The following is a 14,524-nucleotide window of genomic DNA, read 5'->3' as shown; positions in this document are numbered from 1 at the left end:
CGCGTCCGCCGCCGGTGCCCCGCGGCGGCGTCTACGCGCCGGACTCGGGACGGACGGTGAACTTGTCGCCGGGCCGGGTGCTGTGGCGCAGGACCTCCTCGGCCGCGGACTCCCGCGGCGTGCCGGTCTTGCCGTACAGCCCGGCTGTCAGCAGCACCGTGCCGAGCAGCAGGGCCACGACACAGGTCGCCACCTCGAAGTTGAGCACGTTCTGCGGCGTCTGCAGCAGGGCGAGCATGGCCAGGCCGACGAGCAGGAACAGGCCGCCCGTGCCGAGGTTCACCCAGTGGGCCAGGTCGCGCCCGACGATCGCGGCGAGCAGCACCACCCCGCCCGCCAGCAGCGAGAGCCAGGCGAACGCCGGATTCGCCCGCAGCCCGAGCACGTACGTGTCGTCGCGGTCGAACAGCGGCAGGCCCGCCGTGGCCACCGCGCCGAGCACGCCGAACGCCAGAAGGTACGCGCCGCACAGCCCGGCCAGCAGGCGCCAGTGCGGCCGGAGCCGGTGATTGATGGGCAGATGCATGGCATCCGGATCCCCGCTCGCCGCGACGGGCAAACCCGGCGTCAGCCGGCGGGGACCAGGACCGCCTCCCGGAGCAGCCGCCGCACCAGGACCAGCCGCGACTCGGTGTCGTCGAGACCGGGCAGGTCGCCGACGCGTACGGCCGGACCGGCGAGCACCGCCGCGAGCGCGGCCTGGCAGCCGGCCGGGAACGTCAGCGTGCGGCCGCCGGGCAGCTCCAGCCGTCCGTCCACACAGGTGAAACGCAGGCCGGGGCGCACCCGCACCAGGTCCTCGCCGGTCAGCCCGGCGGCGAACGCGGCCTGCGCGACGGGGCGCACCGGGGCCGGGCGGTGCGCCGTCCACTGCCCCGTGCGCAGGGCCCGGGCGACGTCCGCCGGGTCGGCCTTGCGCGCCATGTCGTGCAGCGCCTCCACCGTCGCGGCCAGGTGCGGGGCCAGCTGCGCGGGGTCGGTCAGGTCCAGGCCCAGCGGCAGCCCGGCGCGCAGCTGCGGGTCCGCGCACGCCAGCTCGAGCAGCGCCTGCGCGATGGTGTAGCGGGTCGGGCGGCGCAGTCCCAGCGTGATGTGCAGGCTGGTCGCGTCCACCGCGGCGGCGGCGTGCAGCCAGCCGCGCGGCAGGTACAGCAGCTCGCCGGGCGACAGCACATGGTCCAGATGAGCCGGGCCGGCCGCCGTCGCGGCCACCTCGTCGGCGAAGCCGCCCCAGGGCTGGCGTTCGAGCGGGTCGGGCTGGACGGGCTCGTGGACCCGCCAGTGCTTGACGCCCGCGACCTGCAACACGAACACGTCGTGGGTGTCGTAGTGGGTGGCGAAGCCCTGGTTGCCGGCCGGGGTCAGGTAGGCGTTGGCCTGCACCGCGCATCCCAGCTCGGCGGACAGGTCCAGGCAGAACTCCTGCAGCGGCGGCCAGATCCGGTGCAGGCCCTGCAGCACCAGCGTCGCCCCGGCGGCCAGCAGGTCCAGCACCCGGTCGTCGCGCACCTGGTCGCCCACCTCGGCGCCCAGCCCGCCGCCGCCGGTGAACCGCGCGGCGGGTACCAGCTGCCCTTCGTGCGCCACACGCAGGAACGGGGTGCGCAAGCCGCGGACGCTGAGCAGCTCGTCGACCGCGTCGAGGCTGAGCAGGTCGGCGAAGCCGCCCGTCGCCCGCAGCAGCGGCTGCCGCCCCCAGTACGTCTGGGCGAAGTCGTCCGGGTCGCCCACACAACGGCGCAGCGCCGGGCCCAGCGGGCCCGGCGCCGCGTAACCGGGCCGGTCAGGCACTGCCGTCGGCCCCGCCGTCGTGCTCTTCCGGCTCCACGGTGTCACCGGCACCGGCGTCGGCCGGGCCCTCGGTGTCCGCGCCGCCGTCCGCGCCGCCGTCCTGCTCGCTCGGCTCCGCCGGCTCACCGGCGCCCGCGTCGGCCGGACCCTCACCGCCGGGTCCCTGCGAGGCGACGATGTCGTCTTCGTTGAGTCGCATGATGTCCTCCACAGGCAGGTGTATCTGTACGAGCAACTTCTCCCGATCCGCGCCCGGGTAAACCCGATGCGGCGCGCCCCGCCGCCGGGGGCTGGGACGTTTCGCGCTGATCGTCACGAGTACCCGGTGAAATGCGGGTGGCCCGCCCCGATCGGGGCGGGCCACGCGTGGCGGAAGGCGGCACTCAGCGCTGGGAGCGCAGGTCGTCCTCGTCGCGGTCGCGCCCGCGCACCGCGTCGCGGACCTCGTCACCGGCCTGGTTGACCTTCGCCTTGGCCTGGTCGGCCAGGCCCTCGGCCTGCAGGGAGTGGTTGTCGGTCAGGTCGCCGACCTTCTCCTTGGCCTTGCCGAGCAGCTCCTGGCCCTTGTGCTTCGCCTCGTCCAGCGCACCCATGTTCAGCTCCGTCCGGTCGTTGATGCTGACCCTCGACTTCCCGGACCGCTCCCGGGCGAAACCTGGCCGATGATCGTCCATTGCGGCCGAGCGGGACTGAACCCGGGCCAGGCGGGTATGGGCGCGCCATGAACAAACAGACGGTGATGTACAAGCCGATCGGCATCGTCGGCGGCGTGCTCGCCGGTGCGATCGCGGGTGCGGCGTTCAAGCAGGTCTGGCGGGTGGCTTCGGGGTCGCGCGAGGCGCCCCACGCGACCGACCGGACCAAGGGCATGGCCGAGATCCTGGTCGCCGCGGCGGTGCAGGGGGCCATCTTCGGCCTGGTCAAGGCGGCCGTCGACCGCGGTGGCGCGCACGCGGTCAAGTCGCTGACGGGCCGCTGGCCCGACTGACCCTGCGGGTCACGGAGCCCGTGCCTCCCTGCGGGGCACGGGCTCCGTCGCGTCCGCGCCCGGATTCCGGGCCGCCTGCCGGGGCGGCACGTTTGCCCGGCTCCCGGCCGGGCACCGCAGTGACATCGGCGGGGCCACGCACCGCCGGCCCTTTATTCGCACAGAACCGCACCGGCCTGGGCCGGGCCGCGGTGGGGAGGACTGTCATGCCACGAGGAGCCGCCCGATGAGCACCGAACCGATGCCGCGCAGCCGGTGGCGGCCCAGCTTCCTGCTGGAGTGGTACGCCGAGATCGTGGTCTGGCTGCGCTGGGTGATCGTCGCGGCCTGGCTGGCCGCCACGGCCGCCGCGATGGTGTACCTGCCCGCGCTCGGCCAGGGCGGCAGCGACCTCGGGCAGCTCGTGTCGGTGGACAACCCGGCGGTGCGCAGCGAGGTCCGCTCGTTCGAGCGGTTCGGCCTCCCGCTGCTGAGCCGGATCTCGATCGTGCAGCGCGATCCGTCCGGGCTGCCCGCCTCCGTGCAGGCCGACGCCGTCGCCCGCGCCCAGGCGGTCAGCGAGGGCAAGCTCGCGGACTCCGCGATCCTCGCCGCGATCCCGGTCGCGAACACCCTGAAGCTGCTGCCCGGCGCGCGTGAGAACGGCACCACGATCATCACCATGCTGTTCACCGCCCCGGACGCCGGCTTCGCCGAGCAGCTCGAAGCCGCGCAGAAGTTCGCCGCCGAGCAGTACGACGCCGACGACGCCGTGGTCGGCGTGACCGGCTCCGTGCCGGCCCGCGTCGAGCAGGGCGGCATCGTGCTGTCGTCCCTGCCGTGGCTGGAGGCGATCACCGTCGTGGCCGTGTTCGTCATCGTCGCGGTGGCGTTCCGGTCGCTGGTCGCGCCGCTGCTCGCGCTGGGCGTGGCCGGGATCGCGATCATGCTGACGCTGCACGTCGGCGGCGAGCTGGCGGGCCGGTTCGGCGTGCCGGTCCCGCAGGAGACGCAACCGCTGCTGGTCGCGCTGCTGCTCGGCGTGGTCACCGACTACGTCGTGTTCTACCTGTCCGGGGTGCGTACGCGCCTGGCGGCGGGGGAGGGGCGGCTGGAGGCGGCCCGCCAGGCGGGCTCCCGGTTCACCCCGATCATCGCCACCGCCGGGGCGACCGCGGCCGCGGGCACCGGCGCGCTGATCGTGGCGGACTCGGCCGCGTTCCGGGCCTTCGGCCCGGGTATGGCGGTCGCCGTGCTCATCGGCATGCTCGTGTCGGTGACGCTGGTCCCGGCGCTGCTGGCCATCCTCGGGCGCGCCGCGCTGTGGGCGCCGGGCCGCCGGGCCGCCGCCGACCCCGCCGAGCAGCCGGAGCACACCGGCGGCCGGTGGGCCCGGCTGCTCACCCGCCCTCTGGTGGCGCTGCCGGTGCTGCTGCTGTGCGTGGGCGGCCTGGTCGCCGCCGCGCTGCCCGCCCGGCACATGGGCCTGGGCGTCTCGTTCGTCGAGGCCCTCCCGGCCGACCATCCCGCGCGCAAGGCCGCGGCCGAGGCCGAGGCCGGCTTCGCCGCGGGCATCCTGTCGCCCACCGAGCTGCTGCTGGAGGGCGACGGCGTGGCCAGCCGCACCGAGCAGCTGACCCGGCTGCAGCAGGAGCTGTCGAAGCGGACCGGCGTGGCGGCCGTCATCGGTCCGGCCGACCGGGCCATCCCGTCCGAGCTCAACCTGTTCCGGTCGCCCGACGGCGGCGCGGCCCGCTACCTGCTCGTGCTCGACGACGAGCCGCTCGGCGCGACCGCCGTGCGGACCCTCACCAGCCTGGACGCGGACCTGCCCGGCCTGCTGGAGGCCGCCGGGCTGGGCGGCACCGGGTTCAGTCTCGGCGGCGACACCGCCATCGCGAAGGTCATCGTCGACCAGACCATGTCCGACCTGGGCCGGATCGCGCTGGCCGCGCTCGCCGCGAACCTGCTGTTCCTCATGCTCTACCTACGGGCGCTGTGGGCGCCGCTGGCGCTGCTGGCATGCAGCGTGCTGGCTATCGGGGCCACGCTCGGCGCGACCACCTGGCTGTTCCAGGAGCACCTCGGCGCGGACGGGCTGACCTTCTATGTGCCGTTCGCCGCCGCCGTGCTGCTGGTCGCGCTCGGGTCCGACTACAACATCTTCGGCATCGGCCCGGCCTGGAACGAGGCCCGGCACCGGCCGCTGCGCGAGGCCCTGGCGATCACCCTGCCGCAGTCGGCGCGGGCCATCCGCACCGCGGCGTTCACCCTCGCGGTGAGCTTCGGCCTGCTCGCGATCGTGCCGCTGCGCCCGTTCCGGGAGCTGGCGTTCGCGCTGTCGGTGGGCATCCTGCTGGACGCGTTCGTGGTGCGCTCGGTGCTGGCCCCGGCGCTGCTGACCGTCATGGAGGCGATCGGCGGCCGGGGCGGCCTGGAGCGGGTGCACAAGGTCGTGCACCAGCGGCAGCCGGAGCCCGAGCCCGAGCGGAAGCCCGAGCCCGAGCCCGAGCGGAAGCCGGAGCCGCAGCCGCAGCCGGTGTCCGCGACGGAGTCGGCGCGGCCCGCGGCCGGGCCGCCGAAGCAGGAGAGCTAGGGCGGCCCGGCGGCGGGTCAGAGGTTCTGCTTGTCCCGGGGCTCGACGGCCTTGCTGTCGCGCATCTGCAGGTAGGGCTCCTGCCCGGCCGGGTGGCCGGCGGCGATGGCCCGCTGGCGCTCCAGCTCGGCGTCGAGTTCGGCGCCGAGCAGGAGCGCCAGGTTGGACAGCCACAGCCAGATCAGGAACACGATGACGCCGCCCAGGCTGCCGTAGGTCTCGGCGTACGAGCCGAAGTGCGCGGCGTAGAAGCCGAAACCGGCCGACGCCGCCACCCACAGCACCACCGCGACGACGCAGCCGGGAGTGATCCACCGGAAGCCGCCCTGCCGGGCGTTGGGCGAGGCCCAGTACAGCAGCCCGAACAGCGCTCCGATCAGGATCACCAGGACCGGCCACTTGAGGATCTGCCAGGCGGTCACGGCCGGTCCGGGCAGTCCCAGCACGTCGCCCACGGCCTCGGCCAGGCGACCGCTGAGCACCACGATCAGCACGCTGACGACCAGCAGCACGCCGGTCACCAGCGTTACGGCGAGCCGGAGGGGCAGCCGCTTCCACAGCGGCCGCCCCTCCGGCACGTCGTAGATGGCGTTGGACGCCTGCATGAACGCGTCGATGTAACCGGAGGCCGACCACATTGCCACAGCCAGACCGATGATCGCGGCGACCCCGGCCTTGGCGTCGTTGGCCTGCACGTTCTCCAGCGCGGCGGTGAAGATCTCCTGGACCGCGCCGGGCATGATCGGGAACACCTCGGCGAGCACCTGGTCGACGAGCCGGTCGTCGATGAGCCCGACGGCCGCGACCAGCACCAGGATGCCGGGGAACAGCGACAGCACGCCGTAGTAGGTCAGCGCGGCGGCCCATACCTGGAGGCTGTCGGTGTCGGCCTCCTTGGCGGTGCGGCGCACCACCGCCCACCAGGCGCGCGGGCTGAACTGAGCGGGACTGCGGGGCCCCGCGTCCGGTGGCGGGGGCGTGGACGGGGATGTCTCGGGGTGGTCAGGCATGGCGGCTACATACCGCGGCGCGGCGCCGCCTAATCCGGACCGTGAGCTGGTGGCCCGCCGGGAGATTAGCGCCCCGATCGGCGGGTATCGGGATCGCACCACAGTCTGCGAAGGGAACTTGAACGTCATGCCACCGAAGGACAAGAACGTAGCGGCCGCTGTCGACCAGGTCACGCAGCGTGCCACCGACGCCGGCGCGGTGATCGCCGAGCGCGCGGACGAGGCCAGGCAGACGCTGACCGCCACCGGGCGGGACATCGCCGACCGGGCCGCGACCCTCAAGGACGAGGCGGGCACCGCCGCGCTGGCGGTCAAGGACCGGACGGTCGAGACGGCGGGCCTCGTCAAGGACCACGCGGCCGAGCTGGCGCACGACCTGGCCGACCGGATGCCCCGCAGCACCGAGCAGTGGGAGGCCCTGGGCCGCGACCTGCGCGACCGGATCCGCGCCAACCCCACGCCGTGGGCCGTCGGCGCCGCCGCCGTGCTGGTGGCGTACCTGGTCGGCCGGCGCACCACGCGCTGACCCCTCCGTCAAGGGTGGCCCTGCTCCGGCGGGGCCACCCTTGCTGTGCGCTCCAGGTCAGTCCGGCGGTTCGCCCACGGAGTCGGGTTCCTCGCGGGCCAGGCGGTCGTCGATGGTGTCGCCCCGCCGCTGGCCGCCCGCCGTGGTGCCGTAGTCGTCCATGCCCGGCGGTGGCGTGTCCCGGTCACCCGGTGCCTGCGGGTCACGCCCCGGGGACTCGTCGCGGGCCTGCGCGCCGTCCTGGTCGTGGGCGTGCTCGGGCAGGTCGCCGTCCTTGGGTTCGGGCAGGGGCTCGGCCTCGGGCGGCGGCTCGAAGTCCTCCGCGGGCGGGGTGAAGGTCGGTTCGCTCATGCGAGGACCAGTACCCGGCCGTACCCGGCATGACACCCGCCGCCCGGTCACCCTCGAGTGATCTTGTTGATCCCCTGGTAGCGGGGCTTGCCCGGCCGTGCTGCAATGTCGCGCATGAACGACGGGGACATGGCGCAGCGGCTCGCGGCCGCCGCCGCAGCGATGCGCGAACGTGAGACGACCTTGGCGCGCCACGGGCAGCTCAAGCGGTCGCTCGCCGACGCCGATTCACGGGTGCTCGCGCTCTCGCAGGCCCACACCGCGGAGGTGCGCGACGTCGAGCGGCTGGAGACGCTGACCCTCACCCGGGTCCGCGCCGCGCTGGCGGACAACGCCGAGGAACGCGAGCGGATGCTGACCGGCCCGGCGTAGCGACCGAGGTCCTGCTGCCCGCCCGGGACGGGCCCGGCCGGGTCAGGGAGTCGGGTCTGCGGTGACGACGACGGCGTCGGGGGCGGGCTGGCGGCCCTGCATGAGGTGCCGCAGCGCGGTGTTGAGCACCGCCACGATCGGCACCGCGACCAGGGCGCCGACGATGCCGGCGACGGCGACGCCCGCGGCGAGCGCCACGATCACCGCCAGCGGATGGATCGACACGGCCCGCCCCATGATCAGCGGTTGGAGCACGTGGCCTTCGAGCTGCTGCACCAGGATCACCGCGGCCAGTACGATCACGGCGGTGACCGGGCCCTGGTCGACCAGCGCGACGAGCACCGCCACCGCGCCGGACACGGTCGCCCCGAGGATCGGGATGAACGACGCCAGGAACACCAGCGCGGCCAGCACGAACGCGAACTCGACCCGGAGCAGCACCAGGGCCAGGCCGATCCCGAGCGCGTCGATGAACGCGACGATGACGGTGGCCCGCACGTACGCGACCAGCGTCAGCCAGCCCGCGTTGCCCGCCTCCAGCACCGGGCGCCGCGCGCGCCGCGGCACGGCGATCATCGCCAGGTGCCACAGCCGCCGCCCGTCGCGCAGGAAGAAGAACGTCACCACCAGGATCAGCATCGCGGTGACGAGGATCTGGAAGCTCGCGCCGGCGGTGGCGAACAGCCCGCTGGTCAGGTTCTGCCGGTTGTCGCGCACCCAGGCGCCGCCGGCGTCGACGGCAGCGTCGAGCTGGTGCGTGGACAGGTGCAGCGGCCCGGTGCGCAGCCACTCGCGGATCTGCCGCAGGCCCGCCGAGGCGTTCTCGCTCAGCTCGGGGGTCCCGTCGATGAGCTGGGTGACGAGCAGCGTCACCAGACCCACGGCCCCGAGCACCCCGCCGAACAGCACCACCGCGGTGGCCAGGGAGGCGGGCAGCCGCAACCGGTGGCGCAGGACCTGCACCGCCGGGGAGAGCAGCGCTGCCAGCAGCAGCGCGATGGCCAGCGGGACGATCACCTGGGCGAGCCGCGCGGTCAGCGACAGCAGCACCCAGCCGACGGCCGCGAGGACGAGGAAGCGCCAGCCCCACGCGCCGGCCAGGCGCAGCCAGTAGGGGACCGCTTGGTCGGCGTCGGCCGGGACCTCCTCCTCGTGCTGGTCGCCGAAGTCCGGCAGCACCAGCGGGGTGCGGTCGCGGCCCGCGCGCAGCCGCTGCTGCACCGAGCGCAGGCTCGCCTGCCAGCGGGCCTCGGCGAGCGCCTCGGTGGTCGGTGGCGGGGCGGTGGCGGAGCTGGGCATGCTGACTCCCGGGGGCGGCGCGCGCAAGAGGGCCGTCCCGGTGCGGACAGGGACCGGCCGTGGCTGGCGCCTACCCGAGGGTATGGAACGCAAACACCGGCCGCCGGACGTCCGATGGTCGAAAAAGCCGAGTTATCTGTCGCATCCGGTGGGTATGGTCGCGTCCAGCCGCACCGCGACGGGCGCGGCACCGACCGACCACCGTCCGACCACCGAGGAGCCCGAGTTGACAGCCGTGGCCGCTGACCGTCCGGCGCGTGTGCGCCCGCAGACGACGCTGGTGTTCAGCTCCCCCGACGAGCCGCAGCCTGACCTGCGCGACCGGGCCGGGCGGCAGCCGATCGCCGTGAACCCGTTCGCCGTCCCCGCCGACCCGGGCGGCCGCTGCTCCGGCTGAGGGCCGAGGCGGTCACTCCCCGTCGAGCAGGGTTATCGAGGTGCCGGCCAGGACGCGGCCGTTGACCTGGATGTCGATGCGGTGCGGCCCCGGGTGCAGGCGCCGGACGCTGACGTGCTGGAAGGTGTGCCGCCGGGTGACCTCGCGCGGCACGCCGGGCGCGAGGTCCGCCGTGGTCAGCTTGAACACCTTCGGCGCGCGGGGCCCGCGGGCGCCCGCGTGGTGCACCACGTAGTCGACGGCGGCCCGCGCCCCGGCCCCGGCGGTCAGCGTGAACGCGATGGTGACCTGACCGCCGATGGGCAGCGTGCCGGGCGTGACGGTCAGGCCGGTGACGGCCACGTCCGCGCCGTGGTCGTAGCCGAGCAGCTCCAGCGCCTCGGGATGCCCCTGCTTGACCAGGGAGCGCAGCGCGTGCCGGATCACCCAGGTGGTGCCGTCGCCGCCGGTGGCGGCCCAGCGCCGCGCGGTGGCCAGGGCGGTGTCCGGGTGGTCCTTGGTGATGTCGTTGAGGTGGTTGGCCACCGAGCGGCGCACGTACGGCTCCGGGTCGTCGTGCAGCCGGTCCAGCAGCGGGATGGTGACCTGCGGGTCGGCCAGCAGCGGCACGCGGGAGGCCCAGGGCAGCCGCGGCCGGGAGCCCTCGGAGGCCAGGCGGCGCAGGTGCTGGTCGGGGTCTTCGGCCCAGACGTGCAGCCGGCGCAGGGTGTGCTCGGCGTGCGCGGCCAGGTAGGGGCGGACCGCGAACTCGGCCGTGGCGTGCGAGGTGAGGGCGGCGAGGGTGTCCAGCGCTTCGTCGGGGTGGTCCAGACCGTGCACGGCGACGTACTCGGTGGCGGGCCAGGCGCTCCACATGTCCAGCGGGGTCGCCCCGACGGTCTCCCGCAGCACCCGCCCGGCCTGCGGGAACCGTTGCGGCAGGTGCGCGGCGAGCGCTCCGGCGACCACGGACACGCGCTGCTTGAGGGCCAGCGGCGCGAGCCCGGTCGCGGCGTCGGCGGCGAAGCGCGCGGCCGGGAAGGCCGGGTGCACCCTGGCGACGGCGGCCGCCAGCCGGGCGATGCTCGCGTCGTCGATGTTGTCTTTCAGGTCGGCCACCGCTGGTCCCCTCACGCACCCGGACGGCGGCAGGGTGCTGCGCCGTCGTCCCAGTGAACCTGACGGCTCTGACAAGCTCGGACAGGCCCCGGCAGGGAGATGAAACCCTTTCCCCGATTGTCACGCATTAGGACTAAGGGCACAGATACCATCAATCGTGATCTTTCATTCGCGGACGCTGCTCGCGCTCGTGCTCCTGCTAGGGGCATGCACGGCGCCCGCCGATGCGGCGAGGCAGGCACCGAGTCCACAGGCCGAGGCGATCGCGAAGATCGTGCGCGACGCGATGACGGCCGGCTCGCTGCGAGCCGTCATCTTCAAGGTGACCAGGGGCGACCAGGTCGTAACCAGCGCGGCGTTCGGCGAGTCGCTGGACGGGGTGCCCGCGACCACCGCGATGCGCTTCCGCAACGGCGCCGTCGCGTTCGCGTACCTCGGCACGCTGCTGATGCTGCTCGTCGAGGAGGGCCGGGCCAAGCTCGACGACCCGGTGCAGCGGTGGATGCCGGACCTGCCCGAGGCGGGCAAGGTCACCCTGAAGATGCTGGCCAACCAGACCAGCGGGTATCCCGACTTCGAGACCGACCCGGCCTGGAACGCGGCCTTCAACGCCGACCCCTTCCAGTCCTGGACCTTCGAGGAGCGGATGAAGTACGCGTTCTCCCGGCCGGTCCAGTTCCCGCCCGGCACCAACTGGAGCTACGCGCACACCAACTTCATGATCCTCGGCGAGATCCTCGCGAAGATCGGCGGCAAGCCGCTCGACGTGCTGCTGCGCGAGAAGGTGCTGGACCCGATGGGTCTGCGCGACACCGTGGCGAGCGACACCGGGGCCATCCCCGAGCCGGTCCTGCACTCGTTCAGCTCGGAGGGCCGCCAGGCGCTGGGCGTCCCCGCTGGCACCGGGTTCTACGAGGAGGCGACGTTCTGGAACGCCGACTGGGGCACCCCGAACGGCGCGAGCCAGACCACCACCATCGACGACATGGCCCGGACCGCGATCGCCGTGGGGGAGGGCACGCTGCTGTCGGAGGCGAGCTACCGCGCCATGACCGACCCGAACCTGCTCGGCTTCGGGCACCCGCAGGACAGCTGCAAGCCCTCCTGCTTCACCCAGGTCGAGGGCTACAACTACGGCCTGGGTGTGGTCCGCTCCGGTGGCTGGCTGCTGCAGAACCCGCTGCTCGGCGGCTACAGCGCCACCGAGGCGTTCCTGCCCGCCGAGAGGGTCGGCATCTCCGTCGCGGTGACCTACCTGCCGGGCGCCTTCGACTGCCAGGGGAACTACCCCAACGCCAGCGACGTGCTGTTCCGGCAGATCGCCGCGCAGGTGACTCCCAAGCAGGCGCCGCCGATGCCGGCTCCGTTCCAGAAGGCCGTCTGCTGACCGGCGCGGGTCAGCTCGCGGCCGCCGAGCGCCCGGCCCGCCACCTGGCGACGTACGGCAGCGCGAACAGGTAGAGGCCGCTGAACAGGAGCAGGAACAGCGGCGGCAGCGGCAGGTAGGACACCCATACCAGGGGCTCCTCCTGTGCGAGGGCGACGAAGGTCACGATGACGGTCAATGTGAAGACGATGGACGTCCAGCGGTGGAACTGCCGGATACCTTTGTTCCAATTCATGGGGCACTCCTCTGTGGATGTGGGCGACATCGGCCACGCTAGCTGCGGCTTCGTGCGGAGCGCTTCTCGAAACCTGACCGATCGCGCCCCGGGTGGCGCTTTCCGGTGATGCGCTCGGCCGACCGGTGCGGGTAGCGTTCCCACCGGCACCGGGCGGTGGTGGAAAGGCCGTGGTCATGACGACGGGGATCGGGGCGCTGGCTCGTGCGCAGCCCCAGCCGCTGGCCGCGCTCGCCGCGCTTCTTGAGGCCTGACCGATCAGGCGAGCTTGTGGAAGAACTGCCGGACGTCCTCGGCGAGCAGGTCCGGGACCTCCATAGCGGCGAAGTGGCCGCCGCGCTCGAACTCCGACCAGTGCCTGATGTCGTACAGCCGCTCGGCCAGCGGACGCACCGACTGCGTGATGTCGTGCGGGAACACCGCCACGCCGACCGGCACGGGGCAGGACGGGGCCCCGCGGGGAGCGTCCCGGTGCAGCCGCGCTGAGGAGGCCGCGGTCGCGGTCAGCCAGTACAGCGAGATGTCGGTGAGCATCCGGTCGTCGCCGACCGGCGTGCGCGGATCGGTCCACTGGGCGAAGCGCTCGGCGATCCAGGCGAGCTGGCCGACGGGCGAGTCGGTCAGCGCGTACCCGATGGTCTGCGGGGTGGTCGCCAGCAGGGCCTGGTATGCTGGGCGGTTGGCCATCAGCTGCCGGACCTTGTCCAGCCGCGCCTCGTCCGACGCGGACAGCCGGACATCGGCGTCCGGGTCGGGGCGGGTCGGCAGGTAGTTGACGTGCACCCCGACGACCCGCTCGGGCGCGACCGCGCCGAGGGCCAGCGAGATGCCCGAGCCGAAGTCGCCGCCCTGCGCGCCGTAGCGCTCGTACCCCAGGCGGCGCATCAGCTCGGCCCAGGCCCGCGCGACCCGCACGATGTCCCAGCCGCCCTCGTGGGTCGGCCCGGAGAAGCCGTACCCCGGGATGGACGGGATCACCAGGTGGAAGTCGCGGCGCAGCGGCTCGATCACGTCCAGGAACTCCAGGAACGAGCCGGGCCAGCCGTGGGTGAGGACCAGCGCCAGCGCGTCCGGGTCGTCCGAACGCACGTGCACGAAGTGGATCCGCTGGCCCTCGATCTCGGTGGTGAAGTGCGGCAGCTCATTGAGTCGGGCCTCGTGCTCGCGCCAGTCGTAGCCGGTGCGCCAGCGCTCGGCCAGCTCCCTGAGCCGCGCCAGCGGGAAGCCGTAGTGCCAACCGGCGTCGGCGACCTCGTTGGGCCAGCGGGTCCGGGCGAGCCGGTCGCGCAGGTCGTCGAGGTCGGCCTGCGGGATGTCGATGCGAAACGGCTGGATCATGACTCTCCTCGCGACTCGTTCAGTCTATAAACGTTTGGGGCACTAACGTTTGTGAGGCGAACGGTATCACAATCGTTTGTCCGCCGAACGATTCGTTAGACTCGTCACATGGACCCTCAAGCCGACGAGAGCCCGCCGAGCTGGCGGGGCCTGCCGAGCTGGCTGCTCAGCCAGACGGCCGGTCACGCGCAGCGGCTGGTGACCGACGGCTTCTCCGCCGTGGGCGCGCGCGGCTACCACTACCGGCTGCTGGCGACGCTGGCCGAGCACGGCCCGGCCAGCCAGGCCACGCTGGGCCGCCGCAGCGGCATCCACCTCAGCGACATGGTGGCCGCGATCAACGAACTCGCCGAACGCGGCCAGGTCCAGCGTGCCCCGGATCCGTCCGACCGGCGGCGCAACATCGTCTCGCTGACCGCCGCGGGCAGACGGCAGCTGCGGCTGCTGGAGCAGGAGCTGGCCGCGCGCCAGGACGAGCTGCTGGCGCCGCTCACCCCCGAGGAGCGCGGGCAACTGACCGAGCTGCTGTCCAGACTGCTCGACCACCATGACAGGCGTGCCGGCGCCACCGCGGAGCCGTGGCGCTGAGGATCAGCGCGCCGCGCCACCGCGCCGCACGCCGTCGCGCAGCTCGTCATCGGACATGACGAGGTAGACGAGCGGGCAGTCCTGTGGGCCGGTCACGTCGAGCTGGCACAGGGTGCACGGCTGCCCGGGGCGCAGCGGGCATCGCGCGTCCACCCGTGGCGGCTTCGCGGCAGTGTGCACCGAGTCCGGCATACCCCCATGATGTCGTCATGGCGGCGGTGGTGAGCAGGGCAAAGGTCCCGACCTGACCGAGACGGCGATCACCTGCGCGGGGTCGCGCTGCCGGCCGAGGGGGCCGTGGCTGTCGAGAGTGGACGCCGCGGCACGGCCGAAGCCGTTGTGCGGCAGGGATGTCCGGTCGGCCGGCGGGTCGGCTGGACGGCTGGGGGGCCTTGACGGAGCGGCGGCGTCGTCGCGCTGACAAAGTCTTGAAAGTCTAGCGGTTTAGTGGGATATTCGTTCCGTGGTCGAGCCGGACCATGCCGCCCGGATGCCGAAAGCATTCGATTCGCCGCATAGATGCTGCGCAGGCATACCGGCTGACCCTGTCATGTCCAGATAGTCATACC

Annotated in this window: 18 protein-coding genes; 7 read left to right on the top strand and 11 right to left on the bottom strand. The window is 73.3% G+C overall.

Annotation, left to right across the window (positions count from 1 at the left end; all coding sequences use genetic code 11):
• Positions 1-31: 31 nt before the first annotated feature.
• The 4 genes from CS0771_RS30150 to CS0771_RS30135 all read right to left on the bottom strand — a co-directional run bounded on the left by CS0771_RS30150 (position 32) and on the right by CS0771_RS30135 (position 2,384).
• Positions 32-526: a DUF4383 domain-containing protein gene (locus CS0771_RS30150; protein ID WP_212844155.1), complete on the bottom strand. Its 495-nt coding sequence runs from the start codon at positions 524-526 to the stop codon at positions 32-34.
• Between the two features lie 41 nt (positions 527-567).
• Complete coding sequence (locus tag CS0771_RS30145) at positions 568-1,791, bottom strand: cupin domain-containing protein (RefSeq protein ID WP_212844154.1); 1,224 nt, start codon at positions 1,789-1,791, stop codon at positions 568-570.
• Complete coding sequence (locus CS0771_RS30140) at positions 1,784-1,990, bottom strand: hypothetical protein (RefSeq protein WP_212844153.1); 207 nt, start codon at positions 1,988-1,990, stop codon at positions 1,784-1,786. The genes CS0771_RS30145 and CS0771_RS30140 overlap by 8 nt, the downstream gene beginning before the upstream one ends.
• Positions 1,991-2,174: 184 nt before the next feature.
• Entirely contained in the window at positions 2,175-2,384 is a 210-nt protein-coding gene (locus CS0771_RS30135; protein ID WP_212844152.1) for a CsbD family protein, read from the bottom strand.
• A 128-nt stretch (positions 2,385-2,512) separates the two neighbouring features.
• On the opposite strand from CS0771_RS30135, the gene CS0771_RS30130 reads away from it, so the two are divergent.
• A complete protein-coding gene (locus CS0771_RS30130; RefSeq protein WP_203752085.1) occupies positions 2,513-2,779 on the top strand; it encodes a DUF4235 domain-containing protein in 267 nt (88 codons plus the stop codon).
• Between the two features lie 226 nt (positions 2,780-3,005).
• The gene (locus CS0771_RS30125) at positions 3,006-5,354 is read left to right on the top strand and encodes an MMPL family transporter (RefSeq protein WP_212844151.1); all 2,349 of its coding nucleotides are present in this window, start codon (positions 3,006-3,008) and stop codon (positions 5,352-5,354) included.
• Between the two features lie 17 nt (positions 5,355-5,371).
• Here CS0771_RS30125 and CS0771_RS30120 read toward each other — a convergent pair whose 3' ends face one another.
• Complete coding sequence (locus tag CS0771_RS30120) at positions 5,372-6,364, bottom strand: YihY/virulence factor BrkB family protein (protein WP_212844150.1); 993 nt, start codon at positions 6,362-6,364, stop codon at positions 5,372-5,374.
• 127 nt (positions 6,365-6,491) lie between these two features.
• Between CS0771_RS30120 and CS0771_RS30115 the strand changes: the two genes are divergently transcribed.
• On the top strand, positions 6,492-6,890 hold the full coding sequence (locus CS0771_RS30115) for a hypothetical protein (RefSeq protein WP_212844149.1): 399 nt from the start codon (positions 6,492-6,494) through the stop codon (positions 6,888-6,890).
• 57 nt (positions 6,891-6,947) lie between these two features.
• Here CS0771_RS30115 and CS0771_RS30110 read toward each other — a convergent pair whose 3' ends face one another.
• Complete coding sequence (locus CS0771_RS30110; RefSeq protein WP_212844148.1) at positions 6,948-7,241, bottom strand: hypothetical protein; 294 nt, start codon at positions 7,239-7,241, stop codon at positions 6,948-6,950.
• A 114-nt stretch (positions 7,242-7,355) separates the two neighbouring features.
• Between CS0771_RS30110 and CS0771_RS30105 the strand changes: the two genes are divergently transcribed.
• Complete coding sequence (locus CS0771_RS30105; protein WP_212844147.1) at positions 7,356-7,613, top strand: hypothetical protein; 258 nt, start codon at positions 7,356-7,358, stop codon at positions 7,611-7,613.
• A 42-nt stretch (positions 7,614-7,655) separates the two neighbouring features.
• Here CS0771_RS30105 and CS0771_RS30100 read toward each other — a convergent pair whose 3' ends face one another.
• Complete coding sequence (locus CS0771_RS30100; protein WP_212844146.1) at positions 7,656-8,912, bottom strand: AI-2E family transporter; 1,257 nt, start codon at positions 8,910-8,912, stop codon at positions 7,656-7,658.
• 154 nt (positions 8,913-9,066) lie between these two features.
• On the opposite strand from CS0771_RS30100, the gene CS0771_RS30095 reads away from it, so the two are divergent.
• Positions 9,067-9,309, top strand: coding sequence for a hypothetical protein (locus CS0771_RS30095; RefSeq protein WP_212844145.1), 243 nt, complete (start codon positions 9,067-9,069; stop codon positions 9,307-9,309).
• Between the two features lie 12 nt (positions 9,310-9,321).
• Here CS0771_RS30095 and CS0771_RS30090 read toward each other — a convergent pair whose 3' ends face one another.
• The gene (locus tag CS0771_RS30090) at positions 9,322-10,407 is read right to left on the bottom strand and encodes a DNA alkylation repair protein (protein ID WP_212844144.1); all 1,086 of its coding nucleotides are present in this window, start codon (positions 10,405-10,407) and stop codon (positions 9,322-9,324) included.
• A gap of 157 nt (positions 10,408-10,564) precedes the next feature.
• Between CS0771_RS30090 and CS0771_RS30085 the strand changes: the two genes are divergently transcribed.
• On the top strand, positions 10,565-11,794 hold the full coding sequence (locus CS0771_RS30085) for a serine hydrolase (RefSeq protein ID WP_212844143.1): 1,230 nt from the start codon (positions 10,565-10,567) through the stop codon (positions 11,792-11,794).
• A 10-nt stretch (positions 11,795-11,804) separates the two neighbouring features.
• Here CS0771_RS30085 and CS0771_RS30080 read toward each other — a convergent pair whose 3' ends face one another.
• Both CS0771_RS30080 and CS0771_RS30075 read right to left on the bottom strand, forming a co-directional pair.
• Positions 11,805-12,029 (bottom strand): hypothetical protein, encoded by a 225-nt coding sequence (locus tag CS0771_RS30080; protein WP_212844142.1) that lies wholly within the window; start codon positions 12,027-12,029, stop codon positions 11,805-11,807.
• A 258-nt stretch (positions 12,030-12,287) separates the two neighbouring features.
• Positions 12,288-13,367: an epoxide hydrolase family protein gene (locus CS0771_RS30075; RefSeq protein WP_212844141.1), complete on the bottom strand. Its 1,080-nt coding sequence runs from the start codon at positions 13,365-13,367 to the stop codon at positions 12,288-12,290.
• Positions 13,368-13,475: 108 nt separating this feature from the next.
• Here CS0771_RS30075 and CS0771_RS30070 point away from each other — a divergent pair, with 108 nt between their 5' ends.
• A complete protein-coding gene (locus CS0771_RS30070; RefSeq protein ID WP_212844140.1) occupies positions 13,476-13,955 on the top strand; it encodes a MarR family winged helix-turn-helix transcriptional regulator in 480 nt (159 codons plus the stop codon).
• Between the two features lie 3 nt (positions 13,956-13,958).
• Here CS0771_RS30070 and CS0771_RS30065 read toward each other — a convergent pair whose 3' ends face one another.
• Positions 13,959-14,147, bottom strand: coding sequence for a DUF6767 domain-containing protein (locus tag CS0771_RS30065; RefSeq protein ID WP_212844139.1), 189 nt, complete (start codon positions 14,145-14,147; stop codon positions 13,959-13,961).
• Between the last annotated feature and the right edge of the window lie 377 nt (positions 14,148-14,524).

It is taken from the genome of Catellatospora sp. IY07-71, assembly GCF_018326265.1.
GTDB lineage: Bacteria > Actinomycetota > Actinomycetes > Mycobacteriales > Micromonosporaceae > Catellatospora.
Note: the sequence above shows the minus strand (reverse complement) of the source record. Positions and strands in the feature narration are given on the sequence as shown.